The organism is Enterobacter sp. SA197 (assembly GCF_054131575.1).
Window position 1 is genome coordinate 2,815,751 of the sequence record NZ_CP096393.1, and the last position, 20,911, is coordinate 2,836,661.

General features: G+C 53.5%; 22 protein-coding genes. 11 read left to right on the forward strand and 11 right to left on the reverse strand.

Features of this window, described 5'->3' with window-relative positions; all coding sequences use genetic code 11:
- Positions 1 to 246: 246 nt before the first annotated feature.
- Positions 247 to 1,779 (forward strand): SpoVR family protein, encoded by a 1,533-nt coding sequence (locus tag M1D91_RS13145; protein ID WP_437431563.1) that lies wholly within the window; start codon positions 247 to 249, stop codon positions 1,777 to 1,779.
- A 40-nt stretch (positions 1,780 to 1,819) separates the two neighbouring features.
- On the opposite strand, the gene fadR is transcribed toward M1D91_RS13145, so the two are convergent.
- Positions 1,820 to 2,539, reverse strand: a complete 720-nt coding sequence (fadR, locus tag M1D91_RS13150) for a fatty acid metabolism transcriptional regulator FadR (protein ID WP_437431564.1) — start codon at positions 2,537 to 2,539, stop codon at positions 1,820 to 1,822.
- A 330-nt stretch (positions 2,540 to 2,869) separates the two neighbouring features.
- Here fadR and dsbB point away from each other — a divergent pair, with 330 nt between their 5' ends.
- Together dsbB and M1D91_RS13160 are read left to right on the forward strand one after the other, a co-directional pair.
- Positions 2,870 to 3,400, forward strand: a complete 531-nt coding sequence (gene dsbB, locus M1D91_RS13155) for a disulfide bond formation protein DsbB (protein ID WP_437431565.1) — start codon at positions 2,870 to 2,872, stop codon at positions 3,398 to 3,400.
- Between the two features lie 92 nt (positions 3,401 to 3,492).
- On the forward strand, positions 3,493 to 3,834 hold the full coding sequence (locus tag M1D91_RS13160; RefSeq protein ID WP_437431566.1) for a DUF1971 domain-containing protein: 342 nt from the start codon (positions 3,493 to 3,495) through the stop codon (positions 3,832 to 3,834).
- 5 nt (positions 3,835 to 3,839) lie between these two features.
- Here the strand turns inward: M1D91_RS13160 and M1D91_RS13165 are convergent, their stop codons facing one another.
- The 3 genes from M1D91_RS13165 to M1D91_RS13175 form a co-directional block, all read right to left on the reverse strand.
- Positions 3,840 to 4,286: a YcgN family cysteine cluster protein gene (locus M1D91_RS13165; RefSeq protein WP_437431567.1), complete on the reverse strand. Its 447-nt coding sequence runs from the start codon at positions 4,284 to 4,286 to the stop codon at positions 3,840 to 3,842.
- A 93-nt stretch (positions 4,287 to 4,379) separates the two neighbouring features.
- The gene (locus tag M1D91_RS13170; RefSeq protein ID WP_437431568.1) at positions 4,380 to 5,039 is read right to left on the reverse strand and encodes a fumarylacetoacetate hydrolase family protein; all 660 of its coding nucleotides are present in this window, start codon (positions 5,037 to 5,039) and stop codon (positions 4,380 to 4,382) included.
- Between the two features lie 151 nt (positions 5,040 to 5,190).
- On the reverse strand, positions 5,191 to 5,460 hold the full coding sequence (locus M1D91_RS13175; RefSeq protein ID WP_437431569.1) for a YcgL domain-containing protein: 270 nt from the start codon (positions 5,458 to 5,460) through the stop codon (positions 5,191 to 5,193).
- Positions 5,461 to 5,583: 123 nt separating this feature from the next.
- Here M1D91_RS13175 and minC point away from each other — a divergent pair, with 123 nt between their 5' ends.
- The 3 genes from minC to minE are packed head-to-tail and all read left to right on the forward strand — an operon-like array spanning position 5,584 to position 7,385.
- Entirely contained in the window at positions 5,584 to 6,279 is a 696-nt protein-coding gene (gene minC / locus M1D91_RS13180; RefSeq protein ID WP_437431570.1) for a septum site-determining protein MinC, read from the forward strand.
- A 23-nt stretch (positions 6,280 to 6,302) separates the two neighbouring features.
- Complete coding sequence (gene minD / locus M1D91_RS13185; protein WP_437431571.1) at positions 6,303 to 7,115, forward strand: septum site-determining protein MinD; 813 nt, start codon at positions 6,303 to 6,305, stop codon at positions 7,113 to 7,115.
- Between the two features lie 3 nt (positions 7,116 to 7,118).
- The gene (minE, locus tag M1D91_RS13190) at positions 7,119 to 7,385 is read left to right on the forward strand and encodes a cell division topological specificity factor MinE (protein ID WP_437431572.1); all 267 of its coding nucleotides are present in this window, start codon (positions 7,119 to 7,121) and stop codon (positions 7,383 to 7,385) included.
- Between the two features lie 99 nt (positions 7,386 to 7,484).
- On the opposite strand, the gene rnd is transcribed toward minE, so the two are convergent.
- The 5 genes from rnd to M1D91_RS13215 all read right to left on the reverse strand — a co-directional run bounded on the left by rnd (position 7,485) and on the right by M1D91_RS13215 (position 13,859).
- Positions 7,485 to 8,612: a ribonuclease D gene (gene rnd, locus M1D91_RS13195; RefSeq protein WP_437431662.1), complete on the reverse strand. Its 1,128-nt coding sequence runs from the start codon at positions 8,610 to 8,612 to the stop codon at positions 7,485 to 7,487.
- A 71-nt stretch (positions 8,613 to 8,683) separates the two neighbouring features.
- Positions 8,684 to 10,369: a long-chain-fatty-acid--CoA ligase FadD gene (gene fadD / locus M1D91_RS13200; RefSeq protein ID WP_437431573.1), complete on the reverse strand. Its 1,686-nt coding sequence runs from the start codon at positions 10,367 to 10,369 to the stop codon at positions 8,684 to 8,686.
- A 205-nt stretch (positions 10,370 to 10,574) separates the two neighbouring features.
- Positions 10,575 to 11,156 carry a Slp family lipoprotein gene (locus M1D91_RS13205; RefSeq protein WP_437431574.1) on the reverse strand — a complete coding sequence of 194 codons (582 nt, stop codon included), beginning with the start codon at positions 11,154 to 11,156 and terminating at the stop codon, positions 10,575 to 10,577.
- 37 nt (positions 11,157 to 11,193) lie between these two features.
- Complete coding sequence (tsaB, locus tag M1D91_RS13210; protein WP_437431575.1) at positions 11,194 to 11,889, reverse strand: tRNA (adenosine(37)-N6)-threonylcarbamoyltransferase complex dimerization subunit type 1 TsaB; 696 nt, start codon at positions 11,887 to 11,889, stop codon at positions 11,194 to 11,196.
- 59 nt (positions 11,890 to 11,948) lie between these two features.
- Positions 11,949 to 13,859: an ATP-dependent DNA helicase gene (locus M1D91_RS13215; RefSeq protein ID WP_437431576.1), complete on the reverse strand. Its 1,911-nt coding sequence runs from the start codon at positions 13,857 to 13,859 to the stop codon at positions 11,949 to 11,951.
- A 108-nt stretch (positions 13,860 to 13,967) separates the two neighbouring features.
- Between M1D91_RS13215 and M1D91_RS13220 the strand changes: the two genes are divergently transcribed.
- Positions 13,968 to 14,312, forward strand: coding sequence for a RidA family protein (locus M1D91_RS13220; protein ID WP_437431577.1), 345 nt, complete (start codon positions 13,968 to 13,970; stop codon positions 14,310 to 14,312).
- A gap of 34 nt (positions 14,313 to 14,346) precedes the next feature.
- Here the strand turns inward: M1D91_RS13220 and M1D91_RS13225 are convergent, their stop codons facing one another.
- Both M1D91_RS13225 and M1D91_RS13230 read right to left on the reverse strand, forming a co-directional pair.
- Complete coding sequence (locus M1D91_RS13225; RefSeq protein ID WP_437431578.1) at positions 14,347 to 15,399, reverse strand: SMI1/KNR4 family protein; 1,053 nt, start codon at positions 15,397 to 15,399, stop codon at positions 14,347 to 14,349.
- Between the two features lie 23 nt (positions 15,400 to 15,422).
- Complete coding sequence (locus M1D91_RS13230; RefSeq protein ID WP_437431579.1) at positions 15,423 to 15,608, reverse strand: YoaH family protein; 186 nt, start codon at positions 15,606 to 15,608, stop codon at positions 15,423 to 15,425.
- An 83-nt stretch (positions 15,609 to 15,691) separates the two neighbouring features.
- On the opposite strand from M1D91_RS13230, the gene pabB reads away from it, so the two are divergent.
- The 4 genes from pabB to M1D91_RS13250 all read left to right on the forward strand — a co-directional run bounded on the left by pabB (position 15,692) and on the right by M1D91_RS13250 (position 20,910).
- Entirely contained in the window at positions 15,692 to 17,053 is a 1,362-nt protein-coding gene (gene pabB, locus M1D91_RS13235; RefSeq protein WP_437431580.1) for an aminodeoxychorismate synthase component 1, read from the forward strand.
- A 4-nt stretch (positions 17,054 to 17,057) separates the two neighbouring features.
- Positions 17,058 to 17,636, forward strand: a complete 579-nt coding sequence (locus tag M1D91_RS13240) for a CoA pyrophosphatase (RefSeq protein ID WP_437431581.1) — start codon at positions 17,058 to 17,060, stop codon at positions 17,634 to 17,636.
- A 182-nt stretch (positions 17,637 to 17,818) separates the two neighbouring features.
- Entirely contained in the window at positions 17,819 to 19,183 is a 1,365-nt protein-coding gene (gene sdaA, locus M1D91_RS13245; RefSeq protein ID WP_437431582.1) for an L-serine ammonia-lyase, read from the forward strand.
- Positions 19,184 to 19,314: 131 nt separating this feature from the next.
- Entirely contained in the window at positions 19,315 to 20,910 is a 1,596-nt protein-coding gene (locus M1D91_RS13250; RefSeq protein WP_437431583.1) for an EAL domain-containing protein, read from the forward strand.
- The last annotated feature ends 1 nt before the right edge of the window (position 20,911 follow it).

A 20,911-nucleotide genomic window follows, 5' to 3' on the forward strand; every position in this document is an offset into this window, starting at 1 on the left:
TATGCCTTTTTTATGGTGATACTTCTCACACCTTTCGGTAAATAAAGGTATTCATAAAGTTGGCATCTCCTGCTGCGCACTCTTTCGCCTTAGCATAAAATGCTAAACAGATGGCCGAAATCGCGTCATTCCCCGGAAGAAATCGTGAAGAAAAAAATGCCGCTAACCCACAGTTTTTATTGTGTGTTCTATCATTGAAATGAGACCTTCCATACAGAGAGGGTTGTTAACAATGAGGGCGCGCTAATGGCTACGATTGATTCCATGAATAAGGATTCTGTACGTCTCAGTGATGGACCTGACTGGACTTTCGATCTGCTGGATGTTTATCTCGCCGAGATCGATCGGGTGGCGAAACTCTACCGCCTTGACACTTACCCGCATCAAATCGAAGTCATCACCTCTGAACAGATGATGGATGCCTATTCCAGTGTCGGGATGCCTATTAACTATCCGCACTGGTCATTCGGTAAAAAGTTTATCGAAACGGAACGCCTTTATAAGCATGGCCAGCAAGGCCTGGCTTACGAGATAGTCATCAACTCCAATCCCTGTATCGCCTACCTGATGGAGGAGAACACCATTACCATGCAGGCGCTGGTAATGGCACATGCCTGCTATGGTCATAACTCCTTCTTTAAAAACAATTACCTGTTCAGAAGCTGGACTGACGCCAGCTCCATTGTTGACTACCTTATCTTTGCCAGAAATTACATCACCGACTGTGAAGAGCGTTATGGCGTAGAGGAGGTGGAAAAACTCCTCGACTCCTGCCATGCCCTGATGAACTACGGGGTCGATCGCTATAAACGGCCGCAAAAAATTTCGCTACAGGAAGAGAAAGCCCGCCAGAAAAGCCGTGAAGAGTATCTGCAAAGTCAGGTGAACACGCTCTGGCGCACCCTGCCGAAACGTGAAGAAGAAAAAGCAGTGGTTGAAGCGCGCCGTTACCCCTCCGAACCGCAGGAAAATCTGCTCTATTTTATGGAGAAAAACGCGCCGCTGCTGGAGCCCTGGCAACGTGAGATATTGCGCATTGTGCGCAAGGTCAGTCAGTATTTCTACCCGCAAAAACAGACGCAGGTTATGAACGAAGGCTGGGCAACGTTCTGGCACTACACCATCCTGAACCATCTGTATGATGAAGGTAAAGTCACCGATCGCTTTATGCTGGAATTCTTACACAGCCATACCAACGTCGTTTTCCAGCCCCCTTATAACAGCCCCTGGTATAGTGGCATTAACCCTTATGCCCTGGGTTTTGCCATGTTCCAGGATATCAAACGCATCTGCCAGTCACCCACGGATGAAGATAAATACTGGTTCCCGGATGTTGCAGGTTCCGACTGGCTTGAAACATTGCATTTCGCCATGCGTGATTTCAAAGATGAGAGCTTTATCAGCCAGTTCCTGTCGCCGAAGGTGATGCGGGATTTCCGCCTGTTTACGGTGCTTGACGACGATCGCAACAACTATCTGGAAATTTCCGCTATTCATAATGAAGAAGGCTACCGGGAAATCCGCAATAAGATGTCGTCACAATATAATCTGAGTAATCTCGAACCTAACATTCAGGTGTGGAATGTGGATTTGCGTGGCGACCGCTCGCTGACATTGCGCTATATCCCGCATAACCGTGCGCCTCTCGATAAGGGGCGTCGTGAAGTGCTTAAGCATGTACATCGTCTGTGGGGGTTTGACGTTACGCTGGAACAGCAAAATGAAGATGGTAGCGTGGAGCTGCTGGAACGCTGTCCGGCGCGTAGCAACGTCCTGTAGCGTATTGTAAAAAACCCCTCGAATGAGGGGTTTTGCTGTTTTATCGCCCGTGCATAACCAGATCGCCCGGGAGGTTTTTATGCATGCGCTGCCAGATTTCACCGCTATCATGCCCGTATTTACGCACGGTTTCATAAACCTGGTCATGCAGCTTCTGCTCGCACAACTCCCCCAGTCGATGATAAAAGCCGAGCGCCAGGCTACGGGCTTCCGGGCTCGCAAAATAGTGACGGCCAATACGCGTGTAAAGGCCTTTCATGCCGTTCAGGATCAGGCCATAAATAGGGTTACCTGACGCAAACGCAAGACCACGGAAAATATTGTAATCAAGCTCGGCAAAAGCATCGCCGTGATCTTCTACTTCGCGCGCTCTGGCCAGCACTTCCAGCGCCTGGTCCGGGTGCTGGCGAAAGGCCGTGCGGATAAAGATGGTGGCGATATTAGTGCGAACGGAGAGGAGATTGTCGATAAGCTGCGGAACACTCTCATGATCCAGTCGCGCCAGTGTTTCCAGAATATTCAGCCCGGAGGTTTCCCAAAAGTTATTCACTTTTGTCGGCTTACCATGCTGAATCGTCAGCCAGCCATCGCGAGCTAAACGCTGTAACACTTCACGCAAAGTGGTCCTGGTGACGCCAATCAGTTCGGAAAGTTCGCGTTCTGCTGGAAGAATCGACCCGGGAGGGAAGCGGCTGTTCCAGATACTTTCGATGATATACTCTTCCGCGAAACCCGCCGGGCTCTGCGCCTTTATGACCATAGTGAGATTTCCATTACAACTAAGCAAATATCACTCATCATACCAGACCCGCTCTGGGGCAGATAGCTTAGGGGCTTAAGAAAAAGGGGATCGGCTACCCAATTTACAAGATTCATCCGCCTGGCCTGCTGTTCTGAAGAAAACCGTGCACGCGCGTCAGATTGCCATGTAGCCGAAGGTGCTATTAGCGCTTTGATTACATTGTTTACGAAACCGTTTAACACCCTGCCTGCTAAACATCCAATTACGTATTATTTTCTTATGTGATAGTGGTTTGCGAAGGGAATTCGTTTACACTGCGTTGTCTACGCGTGTCCCAGGGAAATGATTATGTTGCGATACTTAAACCAGTGCTCTCGCGGGCGCGGCGCCTGGCTGTTGATGGCGTTTACTGCGCTGGCACTTGAACTTGTGGCGTTATGGTTCCAGCACGTCATGCTGTTGAAACCCTGCGTTCTTTGTATTTATGAGCGTTCGGCGCTCTTTGGCGTCATGGGGGCGGGTCTGGTAGGTGCGATTGCGCCGAAATCCCCGTTACGCTATGTTGCGATTGCCCTATGGCTCTATAGCGCCTGGCGCGGTATCCAGTTGGCCTATGAACATACCATGATTCAGTTACACCCCTCCCCCTTTATGACCTGCGATTTCGCCGCCCGTTTTCCGACGTGGTTGCCGCTCGATAAATGGCTGCCTCAGGTATTTGTCGCCTCTGGCGACTGCGCTCAAAAACAGTGGGAATTTCTTTCGCTGGAGATGCCGCAGTGGCTACTGGGTATCTTTGTCGCCTACTTTATCGTTGCCGTGCTGGTGCTGATTGCCCAGCCCTTAAAACCGAAAAAACGCGACCTTTTTGGTCGATAAGAAAAGCGCCTCAGGGCGCTTTTTTTTGTCTGCCAATTGCGAATCGTTCTCATAAGTTTTATTTTAAATGCAACTTTAAAGAGGAGGTTTTTATGTCGCATTTACTGATTCCTGCCAACTGGAAAGTAAAACGCTCTACACCCTTTTTTACTAAAGAGAATGTGCCAGCTGCGCTACTCTCACACCACAACACCGCGGCAGGCGTATTCGGGCAACTGGTGGTGATGGAAGGTACGGTCACCTATTTCGGGTTCGCCAATGAGCAGGCGACCGAACATGAAGTAAAAACGGTAATTAATGCAGGCCAGTTTGCCACCAGCCCGCCGCAATACTGGCATCGTATCGAATTAAGTGAGGATGCCCGTTTCAACATCAACTTTTGGGTTGCAGAAGATAACGGGAGCGATGAACTGTTCCAGGCGAAAAAGGGGTGACGGCTTCACTGCGCCCAGTCAGGCTTGTTTAAAATATGGTCCTGCCAGTCGCGCACTTCCGACTCTTTGACCGCAATATGACGGACGGTGATGCGCTGTTTGTGCATCATCTCCTTCGAACCGGTCCGCAGCGGATGCCAGAGTGGTAAGCTTTGCCCTTCAGCCAGCAGCCGGTACGCGCAAGTCGGCGGCAGCCATTCAAACGTAGGAAGATTGTCCCGGGTCAGTTTGATGCAGTCCGGCTCGTACTCAAAACGCCGTTCATAATTTTTACACTGACAGGTTTTGATATTCAGCTGTTGGCAGGCCACGTTGGTGAAATAGATCTCATCCGTATCCTCATCCATAAGCTTATGCAGGCAGCACTGGCCACAGCCGTCACACAGTGATTCCCACTCTGCGTCTGTCATTTGCTCAAGCGTTTTGCTTTGCCAGAAGGGTGTGTCGTTCATCAGTCAGTTCGCCATTTAAAACCAGGGTGCACCTTATAACCAGTCTGGCAGAGGGATGCAAGTTTTGCCGCCCTTTTGCGGCGGCAAAGAGAGTCAGAGGACACGGGTGGTAAGGGAAAGTCCGTTAAAACTGATATCCAGTTCATCGCCGCTGTGAAGCGGGCCGACGCCGTCCGGTGTGCCTGTCAGCACCACATCGCCCGCTTTCAGGGTGAAGAAACGGCTGATGTAGGCAATAAGCGGCACTATTTTGTGAATCATGTCAGCGGTCGTGCCCTGCTGGCGCACTTCCCCGTTGATTTTCAGTCCAAGCGGTATGTTTTGCGGATCACCGTTAAATTCCGCCGCCGGAATGAAACCCGAAATCGGGCAGGCGTTATCAAAGCCTTTTGCTTTCTCCCAGGGCTGCCCTGCTTTTTTCATTTTACCCTGCAACTCACGCAGAGTAAGATCCAGCGCCACGCCATAACCGGCAATCCCTTTCTGAACATGGTCTTCCGTAGCCTGGCGCAATGTCGCGCCAATCAGCACCGCCAGCTCCACTTCATGATGCACAGCGCCAAGCCCCTCTGGTAAAACGAGAGGCTGGCGAAGATCGCAAAGCGCGGTTTCAGGTTTAATGAAAAGCACCGGCTCCTCCGGCATAGCGCTGCCCATCTCTTTAATATGCCTGGCGTAGTTGCTCCCCACACAGACGACTTTACTTACCGGATAATCCAGCAACGCGCCCTGCCAGTTATGATGCTGATACATAGTTTTCCCCTGAGTAACATACTGAACATGAGAGAAAAATGACTATCCGCGCAGCCTGGAAGTTTGTCAAATATCGAAACGGGCCGGGAAAAAGGTAAAAAGAGGGGGGAGATGTGGCGGAATCGATCCACCACATTGATATCGACAGGTTTTAGTCGTTTAAGGAAATATGCTGTTTTAACAAATCTTCTGGCGGCGGAGGTAACTGTAAATAAAAACCCTGTTCAGTCAGCGCGTTTTTTACTTTTTCCAGTGAAGCATTCGCCAGTTTTTTGCGCCCGTCCAGCGGCAGGATCATCGCCAGCTGCGGACGGCCGAAACTTTTCATTAATTCTTCCGGCACGCGGCTAAAATCGTCTTTTTTTTCGACATACAGATATGTCTCATCACGCAGGGGACTTCGGTAGATCACACAAAACATACATAATTACTCTGAATTAATGGGTGGTTACTTGCCTGAATATAATAGTGACTATAACATGCTTGATAGTCTTCGGAATATCACTCGGTTGGCAGTGATAATAGCAAAATGAGTAAGGTCAGGATGTCAAACGCGCCCATCGAGCTAAAAGGCAGTAGTTTCACCTTATCAGTGGTTCATTTGCATGATGCAAAGCCCGAGGTTATTCGCCAGGCGTTAGAAGACAAAATCGCTCAGGCTCCCGCATTTTTAAATCATGCCCCCATTGTTATTAATGTTTCCGCTCTCAGTAATCCGGTCAACTGGCCGCCTTTGCAACAAGCAATAATGGCGACTGGCTTGCGCGTTGTTGGTATCAGTGGTTGTCAGGACAGCGAACTGAAAGCGGAGATTGAACGCGCGGGTCTTCCTCTTCTAACCGAAGGGAAAGAAAAAGCACCGCGCCCGGCCCCCGAGCCGGTCGCTGCGGCCCCGCTTGCCTCGACGGTAACCAAAACGCGCCTGATAGATACCCCCGTTCGTTCCGGGCAGCGAATCTATGCGCCTGACAGTGACCTGATTGTCACCAGTCATGTCAGCGCGGGTGCAGAGCTTATTGCTGATGGTAATATCCACGTATATGGCATGATGCGTGGACGTGCGTTGGCAGGGGCAAGCGGCGCACAGGATTCACAAATATTTTGTAGTCACCTTGCGGCGGAACTGGTCTCCATCGCAGGGGAGTACTGGCTGAGCGATCAAATCCCGGCCGATTATTATGGCAAAGCGGCACGCTTACTCTTGGTGGGTAACGCTTTGACTATTCAACCGTTAGATTAAGCCCTTTTTAACAAGGAACTCCTATGGCACGCATTATTGTTGTTACTTCGGGTAAAGGGGGCGTTGGTAAGACAACCTCCAGCGCGGCCATCGCTACTGGTTTGGCCCAGAAGGGAAACAAGACCGTTGTTATCGATTTCGATATTGGCCTGCGTAACCTCGACTTGATTATGGGCTGCGAACGCCGTGTGGTTTATGATTTTGTTAACGTCATTCAGGGTGATGCGACCCTGAATCAGGCGCTGATTAAAGATAAGCGCACCGAGAATCTCTATATTCTCCCCGCCTCTCAGACCCGTGATAAAGACGCACTGACCCGCGAAGGCGTGGAAAAAGTGCTGGATGAACTCAACAAAATGGATTTTGCGTTCATCATTTGCGACTCACCGGCAGGCATTGAAACCGGGGCGCTGATGGCGCTGTACTTCGCCGATGAAGCCATCATCACGACCAACCCGGAGGTCTCTTCCGTGCGAGACTCTGACCGTATCCTTGGTATTCTTGCTTCGAAATCCCGTCGAGCGGAAAATGGTCAGGATCCCATTAAAGAGCATCTGTTGTTAACCCGTTACAACCCAGGGCGCGTTAACAGAGGTGATATGCTCAGCATGGAAGATGTGCTGGAAATTCTGCGCATTAAACTGGTTGGCGTGATCCCGGAAGATCAGTCTGTGCTTCGTGCATCCAACCAGGGCGAGCCGGTTATTCTGGACGCCACTGCCGATGCCGGTAAAGCCTACGCCGATACCGTTGATCGCCTGTTGGGAGAAGAACGCCCTTTTCGCTTCATCGAAGAAGAGAAGAAAGGTTTCCTCAAACGCCTGTTCGGAGGATAAGTTATGGCATTACTCGACTTTTTTCTCTCACGAAAAAAGAACACCGCCAACATCGCGAAAGAGCGACTGCAAATTATTGTTGCTGAACGTCGCCGGAGCGATGCAGAACCACATTATTTGCCGCAGTTGAAACGCGATATTCTGGAAGTGATTTGCAAATACGTGCAAATTGATCCTGAAATGGTCACCGTTCAGCTCGAGCAAAAAGGTGATGATATTTCCATTCTGGAACTAAACGTCACCCTTCCGGAACCGGAAGAGACAAAATAACTTTTTGGCAACGACAGTTGTCAGAGGTAAATAAAAAGGCAGATATCCTCTGCCTTTTTTTATTGCCGCATGTAAAAAGCCTGTATTTATTTACAGGGATTACCGGGGATAATCTGCTAATACTTTTTTAAGTTGATCGGCCATCAATTCTGCACGCCAGCCACTGATTAATTCCGGCAGCGTGGTGGTCGTTTTTAACTGCCAGTGCCAGTTCAGTAACTGATTAATCTGCCGACGTGACGCCAGTAATTCCGCACTGAGACCTGAGGTTTCGCTGACTTTTTGCACCAGCGCTTTAATGTCTTTAAACGCTTTACGGTAGCCGGGCATATCAACAAGATTTAATAGCGGTTCAGGCAAGTCGGCATCCGGCAGGGCCTGCGCCTGCGCTACCAGTGCTAACAGGGTTTTACCATGAAAACGGATTTCACTGCCTGACAGCCCTATGCTATCCAGCTCACCCATGCTGCCTGGCATGTAGCGTGCGACTGCCCAGAGATTCTCTTCGCGCACTACAAAGTTCACCGCAAGATCGCGTTCCCGCGCCTTACGCAGACGCCAGTCCGCCAGCAATTTCAGGCACCCCAGCTGTCGCGTACGCAGCTGCCACGCGTTACTGATATCACGCCAGGCGTCTTCCGGCGCAAGGATCTCCTGGCGGCGTTGCATCATCAGACGGCACTCGTCAAGCGCGGCCTCCTGCCAGCCTGCCTGCGCCGTTTCCGCCATAAGCTTGTGTGCAATCGGCAACAGATACCAGACATCGGCGGCGGCGTAATCACACTGACGGTCGGTCAGGGGACGCGCGAGCCAGTCGGTGCGGGATTCACTTTTATCGATGGCAAGCCCGGTGAACTCCTCTACCATCGAGGCAAAGCCCCAGGAGAGCGCCCGGCCACAGAATGCCGCGAGGATTTGAGTATCAATCATCGGTTGCGGCAACATGCCAAAGGCATTCAGGAAAACTTCAAGATCCTCACTGCCGGCATGAAGGAATTTGGTTACGCGGGTGTCGCCAAGCAGTGTGCGAAACGGTGCCCAGTCGGTAATGGCCTGCGGGTCGATCAACGCGAGTTGTTCACCGTCGAACAGCTGAATTAATCCAAGCTGCGGGTAGTAAGTACGGGTGCGGACAAACTCGGTGTCGAGGGCGACAGCATCTTTTGCACCCGCAGTTTCACATAGCGCCGCCAGCGCCTGGTTCGTGGTGATCATCTGGTAATTCAAATCATTTTCTCTTAAGTTTGCGCCCATAAAAAACGCCGGATTAACCGGCGTTCAGGCGACTAACGCATAGCTCAGGCTTTATTGTCCACTTTGGCGCGGGCTTCGTCACGTAATTCTCGTCGTAAAATTTTGCCCACGTTGGATTTTGGCAGTTCAGTGCGAAACTCCACTTTTTTCGGCACCTTATAGCCAGTGAGCTGACGGCGACAGAAGGCAATCAGCGCCTCTTCGGTCAGCGAGGCCTCTTTTTTCACTACAAAAAGCTTAACCATCTCGCCGCTGTTTTCGGAAGGCACCCCAACGGCAGCCACCTCCTGCACTCCGGCATGTTGCATTACGACGTCTTCTATTTCATTCGGATAGACGTTGAAACCTGACACCAGAATCATATCTTTTTTGCGATCGACGATGCGCATAAACCCTTCGTCATCCATCACCGCAATATCACCGGTATATAACCAGCCGTCTTTGATGATTTCGTCCGTGGCATCCGGGCGCTGCCAGTAGCCGAGCATCACCTGAGGCCCTTTTACGCAAAGCTCTCCTGGCTGGCCGTGAATGACTTCGTTGCCCTCGTCATCGACCAGTTTTACTTCGGTGGAGGGCACCGGCAGACCAATGCTGCCGCTGTGGTAGTCGATATCATGCGGATTCACGCTCACCAGCGGGGAACATTCAGTCAATCCATATCCTTCCAGCAAATACTGTCCCGTCAGTTTTACCCAACGTTCGGCAACCGCCTGTTGCACCGGCATTCCGCCGCCGGCAGAAAGATGGAGGGTGGAGAAATCCAGTTTGCGGAACTCTTCATTATTCAGCAGCGCATTAAAGAGCGTGTTAACCCCGGTCATGGCGGTAAAGGGGTATTTCGCCAGTTCTTTGACGAGGCCCGGTATATCGCGCGGGTTGGTAATGAGAAGGTTCTGCCCGCCGAGCTCGATAAACAGCAGGCAGTTCATGGTCAGGGCGAAAATATGGTAGAGCGGAAGCGCGGTTACCACCAGTTCAGTACCACGGTGCAGTAACGGGCCGTAGGTCGCATTGACCTGCTCAAGGTTTGCCAGCATGTTCCGGTGAGTCAGCATCGCCCCTTTGGCAACGCCCGTTGTACCGCCGGTATATTGCAGAAAGGCCAGGTCGTCTGTGACCACATCAGGCTTGATATACTGCTGTCGGTAACCGGTTTGCAGAGCACGACGAAAGGAGATGGCGTCCGGCAGATGGTATTTCGGCACCAGGCGTTTAACGTACTTAACCACGAAGTTGACGAGGGTGCCTTTGGCAGGAGAAAGCTGATCGCCCATACGGGTCAGAATCACATGACGGACCTGAGTCTTATCAACCACTTTTTCCAGGGTATGAGCAAAGTTGGAGACAATGACAATCGCGGCAGCGCCACTGTCGTTGAGCTGATGCTCCAGTTCACGCGGCGTATAGAGCGGGTTAACATTCACCACCACCATACCAGCCCGCAGAATACCGAACAGCGCGACCGGGTATTGCAGAAGGTTTGGCATCATCAATGCCACACGATCGCCCTTTTTAAGCCCCAGGCTTTGCTGCAGATAGGCGGCGAAGGCCCGGCTACGCTCTTCCAGTTTGCGGAAGGTCATGACCTCCCCCATATTCACAAACGCAGGCTGATCCGCATAGCGCGCCGTGGCATGTTCAAAAAGTTCAACCAGAGATTGATAACGGTCGGGGTTGATTTCTGCCGGAACATCGGCGGGATAACGGTTTAGCCAAACCTTCTTCAATGCATCACCTCTAAAATGGATATTTGACGTCATCTCAACCCCGTTAAATAAACAAGTCGTTAACATAATATTAACTCAGCGTACCAGTTTATTAATTGTGCAAACTGAAGGTTGCGAAGCGCGTCACTAATTATTTTTCTTATCGACATTCAAATAAAGAAACAGCGGACCAGCCGCTGTTTTGTTTGCCAGGCAGAACAGAAAACTACTCTGTTACAATGCTTTGCTCGTATGCCGGGCCAGGGTTATACCAGCCCCAGCCACCGTAGCCATATCGCCACGGATGCGGCCCCATCATCCAGGGATCCATCGGCGCCGGAGGCAACACCACCTGTTTAGCTATATGCCAGCGTTTATACCCCTGCGCATTTACCACCAGAAACGTGTAGGGCGCGCCCCCCACCTGGCCGTCGTAGACGCCGGTAATCGGCCCTACTATCGTCACCAGGTGATTCTGGAAATCAACCGGATCGATAAAGCCGTTTACGTCAGCATAAATACGGCCGAACGAGGTCGTACCAAGGCGCGGACGCGCCCCGCTGTCCAGCGGCACGGCGGCGATCTCCAGTCGGGTTTTGCCTTTCTGATTAATCACCTTCACAACCTTGCCGCCAAAACGTGACTCCTGGCCGATATAAAGCTGGGGCGCGTTCATCACACGGACCAGATCCTCCTGCGGCGTCGGACTGTTTCCTTTGATCGCGTCAGGCACAGAGACACAGCCACTGAGCACCAGCGCCACAATACCTGCGGACAGCCAGCGCAAAACCCTTTTTTGATTCGCCATGATGCGACTCCTGAAACGTAGCTCGTACTACTGAGATTCATTCACGGCCGGGAAGTTTCTTCCATGCCACTTCGTTTCGCAAATAAACAGGTTCTGAGTGTTCAACGGCAACGGTGCGCCCCTGCGCCAGCAGGTGTTGGGCAATAGGCAGCATATCTTCTGCCGTCGGCAGTTCGATATGGCCGTCGGTAAGCGTAAGGTGAGTGACAGCACCCATTTCCGGCCAGGCTTTCCAGCCGGTCCCGACCGTCGCCCAGCTTCCCTCCAGTGCGGCCAGACGCGACACAACCGCCTCAGGCTTGAGCACAGCTTCGGTCTCTTCGCCCTGCCAGATGCCGTTTTCGTCACGCTGATACTCGGCCCAGTAGACCTCTCCCATGCGGGCATCAATCGCGGCGAGCACGCGCGTAGCGCCGGTTTTGCGCCATGCTCCCTCTGCCATCGTGGCCAGGGTCGAGACGCCAATCATGGGCAGTTCCGCGCCAAGTGCCAGCCCCTGGGCGATGCCGATACCAATACGAACGCCGGTAAAACTGCCCGGACCACGGCCGAATGCCAGTGCATTGAGAGAAGTTAAGGTCACCCCGCTTTGCGTGAGCACATCATTGACCAGCGGCAGGATGCGTTGTGTATGTTCGCGAGGGCAAAGTTCGAAGTGAGCAAAGGTTGCTCCGTTGTCGTGCAGGGCAACGGAGCACGCTTCAGTGGCGGTATCAATAGCCAGAATACGCATGGGTAATAGACGTCCCGGTAATACAAAATGGCGCGTATCTTAACACAGTCTCCGGCAAATTACTCCGCTTCGCCCGCCGCCAGAAATGCCACGGCGCGCTGAATATCACGGGTACGTGGCGCCGGGGGGAGGCTGGAGAGAAACACGGCGCCATAGGGACGCATGACCAGACGGTTGTCGCAAATCACCAGCACACCGCGATCGTCCACATCACGAATCAAGCGCCCTACTCCCTGTTTGAGGGTGATAACCGCATCCGGAAGCTGGACTTCATCGAAGGGATCACCTCCACGCAGACGGCAATCCTCCATACGGGCCTTGAGCAAAGGGTCATCCGGGGAGGTAAAGGGCAGTTTGTCGATGATAACCAGTGACAGGGCATCGCCGCGCACATCCACGCCCTCCCAGAAGCTGCTGGTCGCCACAAGCAAGGCGTTCCCGGCGCTGACGAACTGCTGGAGGAGTTGCCCCTTGCTGGTTTCTCCCTGTAACAGTACCGGGAGGGTCATGGTGGCGCGAAACTGTTCGGCCAGATCACGCATCATGGCGTGGGAGGTACAGAGCATAAAGCAGCGGCCATTATTCGCTTCGATAATCGGCCTCAGCATGGCAGCCAGGTGGCGGGCCGCCCCCGGCTGATTGGTTTGCGGCAGATTGCGCGGCACGCACAGCAGCGCCTGACTGGCATAATCAAAGGGGCTAGGCAGCAGTAAGGAGTCCGCGTCATTGATGCCTAAACGCGCGGTGAAGTGGTGAAGATCATCATTTACCGAGAGCGTGGCGGAGGTGAAAATCCAGCTGCCTTTCTTTTGTGCCATCACCTCCTGGAATTTATCGGATACCGACAGCGGGGTCAGCGCGAGGGTGAAATGGCGGGAGGTGCATTCATACCAGTAGCTGTACCCGGTCTGGTTATAGTCCTTTAAGCGCTTAAGTCGGGCCCGGTAGAGGGTGGCGCGCTCAAAGGCGGCATCGAGGAGAGCAGAACGGCCCAGGGATAATTTCGCGACGTCGTAGCAAAGCTCCAGCGCATCATCGAGCAGCAGCAAGGCGCGCTGGATATGGGCGTCTGCCAGTAATTCACGCAGATTACCGCGATAACCCGGTTCGCCGAGCTGCAGGCGAAAATCCTGGGTACTTTGCGCGAGCCTGTCGGCGCATTTCTGCAGCTGTTGCGTGTCTTTAAGCTCCGTGCGGTAGGCGATGGTGAAATCTTTAGCCAGATCGAGCAGTTGTCGGCTGGAAAGCGACTGACCAAAATACTGGCTGGCAATGTCCGGGAGCTGATGCGCTTCATCGAAAATCATCACATCGGCTTCGGGAATGAGTTCGCCGAAACCACTCTCTTTGACCACCATGTCGGCGAGAAAAAGATGATGATTCACCACCACCACATCCGCATCCATGGCTTTTTTACGTGCTTTGACCACAAAGCACTCTTTATACATCGGGCAATCGCTACCCAGGCAGTTATCGTTGGTGCTGGTGACCAGTGGCCAGGCGGCTGAATCTTCCGCCACGCTTGCGCAGGTGCTGATATCACCGTCCACGGTATTATTCGACCAGGAGCGCAGCATAATGACATCGCTTAAGGTCTGCACGGGCAAGTCGCCGCCAGCGAGAACCTGCTGTTCCAGCCGCTCTATGCAGAGATAGTTCGAACGCCCTTTTAACAATGCCGTTCTTCCGGCGTAAGCCAGCGCTTTTGCAACCGTTGGCAGGTCGCGGCTGTAAAGCTGATCCTGCAGGGCTTTGGAGCCGGTGGAGATGATCACCTTTTTACCTGCACGCAGCGCAGGGGCCAGGTAAGCATAGGTTTTCCCGGTACCGGTTCCCGCTTCAACCACCAGCGGTTGCGTTCGTGCGATAGCCTCACTAACCGCCCGGGCCATCTGGCGCTGCGGCTCTCGCGGCTTAAAGCCTGCTATCGCTTTGGCCAACTGACCGTCTGTTGCAAAATCGTCCGTCACACTGCCCCCACACTGGATAAATCGCCAGCGATTATGTCAGGGCATTGGGTTTTACGCCAGTCTGTGGCAGTCTTCTGCCTTCATAAGAAAAAGCACGAGGAAAAAAGTATGACCATTACCCGCATTGACGCTGATGCCCGAATGTCTGACGCCGTAATCCATCATCAAACGCTTTACTACACTGGCGTACCCGAAAATCTTGATGCCGACGCTTTCGAGCAGACGGCCAATACGCTGGCGCAAATTGACGCGGTGCTGGCTAAACAGGGCAGTGACAAGACCCGTATTCTGGATGTCACCATTTTTCTGGTTGAGAAGAGTGATTTTGCCGCAATGAACAAGGCCTGGGATGCCTGGGTCGTGGCCGGACATGCGCCGGTACGCTGTACCGTTCAGGCGGGATTGATGAACCCGAAATATAAAGTCGAAATAAAGATTATTGCCGCCGTCTGACAGACACCTTCCGGCGCACACCCGGCGCCGGAATTTACTCCATATCCAGGAAGTCGTCCCGCTCAAGATAATGATTAAGCGCCCGAATGATTTCAGCATCGCTGGCATGGGGTTTTTGCGCAATCGCCAGTTCCACGACAGACTGAAAATGCTCGCCCATGCAGGCGAAGTGAGGGTAGCGTCCCGTAGGCATTGCGTCCTCATCGTCATCGCCGCCCGCCACAAAGAGCACATCCCCCTCCTGTAACGCCCCCTCCCGCATGGAGTAGAGGCTGTAGTCAAGCGTGGTCCCTTGCCCGGCCTTCACGCAGGCAATCAGCGCCCCGATGCCGAGCGCGATATTCAGTCGCAGCGTTTCAAGCGCCGGGCCGATGGGCTCAAAGATGAGGGTCGCGCCGGTGTCCTGTAGCGCCCGCTCCAGGGGGCGCAAGCGCAGTCGATAGTCCTCGCCCACACATACGGGCAGGCTGGCGACGAACCCTAACGCACCGGCAAGCGGCAGATTAAGCGCTTTTCTGAGGACGTGAACCACCTTAAGCTTCTGCGGCCCCGTCCCGGTGATAAGAAGGCGTCCCGCCTGCCAGTCCAGGGGATCGACGCGAGTATCGCTATCTTCTTCATTCTCCTCTGACAGCCACGTTTCCCGAAGTTCGCCCCAGAAGCGGCTCTCAGGTTCAGTATGAGCGTCCAGTAACGCCAGTGCGGTCGCCTCGTCAGCATGATGCAGTTGCGCAAGCAGGGTGTGAAAGGCGTCCAGGTTGGGGGCGATGCGTTCTGCCTGCCAGCTACCCGCACCGTGCGCCGCGTAATAGACCGGATAGCCCTGCGCGGCCTCGTCAAGATTGATAAAAAAAGGATCGTCCAGCCCGTTAAGCGCAATCAGATACCAGCCAGGCTGCCACATACCGGGAGTCTTCGCGACAAGATTTTCCCCGGTAATGCCGTGCCAGCGGTAACCGCTATGCCATGCATGCCATTGCGCTGGCTGAGGGTAGTGAAAGGGAAGCAGTATGTCGCCTGGCGTCACTGCCGCGGTGATAAATGCCAGAATTGCATCAGGTATCTTCTCCGGCATGTTATTTTCCATTTTCTGCCTCCATGTTCCGGCGGTTACTCGTCTTCGTCTTCGTCCTCAAAACGCGCCACGATGCGTTCCCCTTTGTGGCTGGCGCGTAATTCATTAGCTACCTGAGTGATAGCCTGCCCGCTGCTCATGCCCTGCGACATCAGCTCATGGATGCGCTCAACGGCTTTTTGCTGCTGTTCATGACTAAGGGAAGGTAAACCTGCAAACATGGGTAACTCCTGCTAAATTATTGGCGCTAATTATTTCATGCGCCGTGGCTATGCGCCAGCGCTGGCGTTAAGAGCCAGGAACAATGAACTCAACAACACCTGCCATTATGGCACTACCCTGGCAGTCTGATGCTGCCGAATACTATTTTTCTTCCTTCCAGCATTTACCCTGGGCCATGCTGCTGCATTCAGGGCACGCGGAGCATACCTATAACCGTTACGATATTCTGGTGGCAGACCCGCTCTCAACGCTTGTGACCTCAGGGCAAACCACACATATTCACGATAGCAACGGGAGTCATACATCCACCGAGGATCCGCTGACCCTGCTTTGCCGCAGTCTGGAGGCAGCACCCTTTAAGCCCGACCTTTGCGAGGGACTGCCTTTTCAGGGCGGCGCATTGGGGCTGTTTGGTTACGATCTGGGGCGTCGCTTTGAGACCTTACCCGCTCAGGCGGAACGCGACATCACGCTGCCTGATATGGCAGTAGGCATATACGACTGGGCAATCATTGTTGACCACCACCTGCAGCAGGTCACGCTGCTGAGCTATCAGGATGTTGAGGCACGCTACGCCTGGCTTATGCAGCAGTCTGCCGTCGCGTCGCAACCTTTTCGCTTAACCTCCCCCTGGCAGTCAAATATGGATAGCCAAACCTACGCAGAGAAATTCCGCCAGATTCAGGCATGGATACGAAGCGGCGACTGCTATCAGGTCAATCTTGCTCAACGCTTTCAGGCGCGCTATGAAGGAGATGAGTGGCAGGCATTTGTGCGCCTTAATCACTCAAATCGCGCGCCGTTCAGCGCCTTTATCCGTCTTGATGATGGCGCGATTTTAAGCCTTTCACCTGAACGGTTTATTCAGATATCCGGTGACCGCATCCAGACCCGGCCGATTAAGGGCACACTGCCTCGTCTGAACGATCCGCAGGCAGATATCCAGCAGGCGCAAAAACTGGCAGGGTCGCCAAAAGACCGCGCTGAAAACCTGATGATTGTAGATTTAATGCGGAACGATATTGGTCGTGTGGCCGTGCCGGGTAGCGTTCGCGTCCCGGAACTTTTTGTGGTCGAGCCTTTCCCGGCGGTACACCACCTTGTCAGCACCATTACCGCGACGCTGCCGCCAGAAAAGCATGCCAGCGATCTCCTGCGTGCGGCCTTTCCGGGCGGCTCGATTACCGGTGCGCCAAAAATTCGGGCCATGGAAATCATTGACGCGCTGGAGCCACAACGGCGTAACGCGTGGTGCGGCAGCATTGGCTACCTCAGTTTCTGCGGCACGATGGATACCAGCATAACCATCCGAACCTTAACGGCATGGCAGGGTCAGCTCTACTGTTCAGCGGGGGGCGGCATTGTGGCCGACAGTAATGAGGAGGCGGAATATCAGGAGACTTTTGATAAGGTTAACCGCATATTGCAGCAACTGGAGAAATGAGAAGATGACGCAGCCTGCTCTGACGCTGGAGGATTTCTTATCCCGTTTTCAGCTTTTACGTCCGCAGATGAACCCTGTTATTGCCAATACGCGACAGGCGGCCGTTCTGGTGCCCGTCGTTCGTCGCGAACAGCCTGGTCTTTTGCTTACGCAGCGCTCCGCGCGGCTACGTAAACATGCCGGTCAGGTTGCTTTTCCTGGCGGTGCAGTGGACGATACCGACGCTTCACTGATTGCTGCGGCGTTACGGGAGGCGCAGGAAGAGGTGGCAATCCCCCCCGACGCTGTTGAAGTAATAGGTGTGTTGCCTGCCGTCGACAGCGTGACCGGTTTTCGTGTCACCCCGGTTGTGGGCATCATCCCGCCCGATTTGCCTTATCACGCCAGCGAGGATGAGGTGGCCTCCGTCTTTGAAATGCCACTGGCAGAAGCGTTGCGTCTGGGGCGCTACCACCCTCTCGATGTTCACCGCCACGGCAATGCCCATCGGGTATGGCTCTCCTGGTATCAGCATTACTTTGTCTGGGGTATGACCGCGGGCATTATTCGTGAGCTTTCGTTGCAGATTGGCGACAGACCTTGACTATACTTTAGTCATTGTAATCAATCGCTGACAGCGTTCAGCGGCCCGGCATAAGAAAAATCGCTGTCAGCCATTAGTTTAATTCATGTGAATAGTTGAACCGCGAAATTACTTCCCTCTTACACTATGCGCAGTTATTACATCGTTACCGGAACCCCGGTAACCCTGTCAGGAGTGTTAATGTGATTAGTATATTCGACATGTTTAAAGTGGGAATTGGTCCTTCTTCTTCCCACACTGTTGGCCCGATGAAGGCCGGGAAACAGTTCGTCGATGACCTGGTCGAAAAGGGATTGCTGGAGCGCGTAACCCGCGTTGCGGTGGACGTCTACGGTTCACTGTCATTAACGGGTAAAGGCCACCACACCGACATCGCCATTATTATGGGCCTTGCAGGAAATGAACCTGCTACCGTGGATATCGACAACATTCCCGCGTTTATTCGCGATGTTGAAAACCGGGGCCGCCTGCTGCTGGCCTCTGGTCGTCAGGAGGTGGATTTTCCACCCAATGACGGCATGCGTTTTCACAGCGATAACCTGCCGCTGCATGAAAATGCCATGAGCATTCATGCCTGGAGCGGTGAGAAAGAGATTTACAGTAAAACCTACTACTCCATTGGCGGTGGTTTTATCGTCGATGAGGAGCATTTTGGTAAAGAGACCGTTGCCAGCGTGACCGTTCCCTACCCGTTCAGGTCGGCCAGCGAGATGCTCGTTTACTGCCAGCAGACCGGCCTTTCTCTGTCCGGCATGGTCATGCAGAACGAACTGGCGCTGCACAGTAAACAAGAGATTGAAAGCTATTTTGGCCACGTGTGGGCTACAATGCGTGCCTGTATCGATCGCGGTATGAATACCGAAGGCGTGCTGCCGGGGCCGTTACGCGTACCCCGTCGTGCTTCAGCGTTGCGTCGACTGTTGGTTGCCAGCGATAAATTATCTAATGACCCCATGAATGTTGTGGACTGGGTCAATATGTTTGCCCTGGCGGTGAACGAAGAGAACGCTGCTGGCGGGCGTGTGGTTACCGCGCCGACTAACGGCGCATGTGGGATAGTCCCGGCGGTCCTGGCTTATTACGATCACTTTATCGAGCCGGTAAGCCCGGATATCTATATTCGTTACTTCCTTGCTGCCGGTGCCATTGGCGCGTTGTATAAGATGAATGCCTCTATCTCCGGCGCTGAAGTGGGCTGTCAGGGTGAAGTCGGCGTTGCCTGTTCAATGGCCGCCGCCGGGCTTGCTGAACTGCTGGGCGCAAGCCCTGAGCAGGTCTGCGTGGCTGCGGAAATCGGTATGGAGCATAACCTGGGCCTGACGTGTGACCCGGTGGCAGGCCAGGTACAGGTGCCCTGTATTGAACGTAATGCGATAGCCTCGGTAAAAGCCATCAATGCGTCCCGTATGGCGATGCGTCGTACCAGCGCTCCGCGCGTATCGCTCGATAAAGTTATCGAAACGATGTACGAAACAGGCAAAGACATGAACGCCAAATACCGCGAAACCTCGCGCGGCGGCCTTGCCATCAAGGTTCAGTGCGACTAATACGTCGTCATAGCCCTTCTGCAACGGAAGGGCTAATTTCCTGCACCGCCTCTTCTCTTTCCTGAATTCCCACTACACTTTGTTTGTTCTGGCGATCGTTCCAGGCCAGTGGCTACACAGGCGGTCACGGCATGCAAACAGCACAGCAAATCATTTCAGGATACCGGCGCAAACGCATCATTGTCTGCGCCCTGGTCGCTATTGCTGTTTTTCTGGCAACCCTGGCGGTGCGATTTATTTTGGAGCGCAATTTAAATGAGCGCAAAATTGCAACCTTTACGGCCCATGCCGTGCAGACCCTGGACAAGTTGCTCCTGCCTCTTGAACTCAGACGCAGCGATCTTATTCCTCTGGTAGGACAGCCCTGCGCAAGTGCCCATTTTTTGTTGCGTAAACAAGCTGCCAGCCTGCAGACCGTGCGCTCTGTCGCCCTGATTAAAGACGGTATCCTTTATTGCTCAAGCATATTCGGTTATCGCGATGTGCCAATTAACCAACTACAGCCCGCGCTGCCTTCCCCTACTCCCTTGCTGCTGCTCTCAACCGATCAATCGTTGCTGAAGAATTCGCCAGTGATGATCTTTTGGTATCCGACAACACCAGAGGGGCAGAGTGGCATTATTGAAGTCATTAATATTGATCTGCTCACAGCCTTTACTCTTGAGCCTGATTCCCCGCTTATCAGCGGGGCAAGCCTGAGCGTCGGACAGCGGCATCTGGTCTATGGGCAGGGGGTGGTCGGGGCCCTTCCCGCCCTGAAGGGGGAGGAGCGTTATCAGAAAGCGTCGGACCGGTTCCCGTTCAGTGTTGCTGTTGTCAGCCCCGGTGCGGCGCGGCTGGCATGGCGTTATCTCTCCTCTCAGGTTCCTCTTGCGCTGATGCTAAGTCTGCTGATGGGATACATTGCCTGGCTTGCCACCGCGAGTCGGATGAGTTTTTCATGGGAGATCAATCTTGGCATGGCTGCGCGGGAGTTCGAGCTGTTTTGTCAGCCTCTGCTGGATGCCGGGACCAACAGGTGTGTCGGCGTGGAGATCCTGTTGCGCTGGAATAACCCCCGTCAGGGATGGATTTCACCGGAAGTGTTTATCCCCATCGCGGAAGAACACCATCTCATCGCTCCCCTTACCCGCTATGTCATGGCTGAAACGCAGCGTCAGATCGGGTTGTTCCCGGCCGACACTCATTTTCAGATTGGCATCAATGTGGCACCGAGCCATTTGCGTAATGGTGAATTACTAAAAGATTTAAATACGTACTGGTTCAGCGCCCGTCCGACCCAGCAGCTCACCATTGAGATCACCGAACGTGATGCGCTGCAGGATGTGGATTACCGCATGGTGCGCGAGCTGCACCGTAAAGGGTTAAAAATCGCTATTGATGATTTCGGCACCGGCAACAGCTCACTCTCATGGCTGGAGCGGTTACGCCCGGATGTGCTTAAAATCGACAAGTCTTTTACCACGGCAATCGGCACCGATGCGGTGAACGCCACGGTCACCGATATCATCATTTCGTTGGGGCAGCGTCTTAACATTGAACTGGTGGCGGAGGGGGTTGAGAACCTCCGCCAGGCCTCGCATCTGCGCCAGCGGGGAGTTCATGTCCTGCAGGGTTTTTTATACGCGAAGCCGATGCCGGTAAAAGAGTTTCCGCGCTGGCTGGCGGGATGGTCGCCCCCTCCCGCCCGCCACACTAAACTGATGACGCCGTTTATGTCGCTTTGAA

Coding starts and splice junctions, on each gene's coding strand:
- M1D91_RS13250 (WP_437431583.1), top strand. CDS start 19,315: ATGCAAACAGCACAGCAAATCATTTCAGGATACCGGCGCAAACGCATC.
- M1D91_RS13145 (WP_437431563.1), top strand. CDS start 247: ATGGCTACGATTGATTCCATGAATAAGGATTCTGTACGTCTCAGTGAT.
- M1D91_RS13160 (WP_437431566.1), top strand. CDS start 3,493: ATGTCGCATTTACTGATTCCTGCCAACTGGAAAGTAAAACGCTCTACA.
- M1D91_RS13225 (WP_437431578.1), bottom strand. CDS start 15,399: ATGGAAAATAACATGCCGGAGAAGATACCTGATGCAATTCTGGCATTT.
- minE (WP_437431572.1), top strand. CDS start 7,119: ATGGCATTACTCGACTTTTTTCTCTCACGAAAAAAGAACACCGCCAAC.
- M1D91_RS13240 (WP_437431581.1), top strand. CDS start 17,058: ATGACGCAGCCTGCTCTGACGCTGGAGGATTTCTTATCCCGTTTTCAG.
- dsbB (WP_437431565.1), top strand. CDS start 2,870: ATGTTGCGATACTTAAACCAGTGCTCTCGCGGGCGCGGCGCCTGGCTG.
- M1D91_RS13175 (WP_437431569.1), bottom strand. CDS start 5,460: ATGTTTTGTGTGATCTACCGAAGTCCCCTGCGTGATGAGACATATCTG.
- tsaB (WP_437431575.1), bottom strand. CDS start 11,889: ATGCGTATTCTGGCTATTGATACCGCCACTGAAGCGTGCTCCGTTGCC.
- M1D91_RS13165 (WP_437431567.1), bottom strand. CDS start 4,286: ATGAACGACACACCCTTCTGGCAAAGCAAAACGCTTGAGCAAATGACA.
- pabB (WP_437431580.1), top strand. CDS start 15,692: ATGAACTCAACAACACCTGCCATTATGGCACTACCCTGGCAGTCTGAT.
- M1D91_RS13230 (WP_437431579.1), bottom strand. CDS start 15,608: ATGTTTGCAGGTTTACCTTCCCTTAGTCATGAACAGCAGCAAAAAGCC.
- fadR (WP_437431564.1), bottom strand. CDS start 2,539: ATGGTCATAAAGGCGCAGAGCCCGGCGGGTTTCGCGGAAGAGTATATC.
- minD (WP_437431571.1), top strand. CDS start 6,303: ATGGCACGCATTATTGTTGTTACTTCGGGTAAAGGGGGCGTTGGTAAG.
- M1D91_RS13170 (WP_437431568.1), bottom strand. CDS start 5,039: ATGTATCAGCATCATAACTGGCAGGGCGCGTTGCTGGATTATCCGGTA.
- minC (WP_437431570.1), top strand. CDS start 5,584: ATGTCAAACGCGCCCATCGAGCTAAAAGGCAGTAGTTTCACCTTATCA.
- M1D91_RS13205 (WP_437431574.1), bottom strand. CDS start 11,156: ATGGCGAATCAAAAAAGGGTTTTGCGCTGGCTGTCCGCAGGTATTGTG.
- M1D91_RS13220 (WP_437431577.1), top strand. CDS start 13,968: ATGACCATTACCCGCATTGACGCTGATGCCCGAATGTCTGACGCCGTA.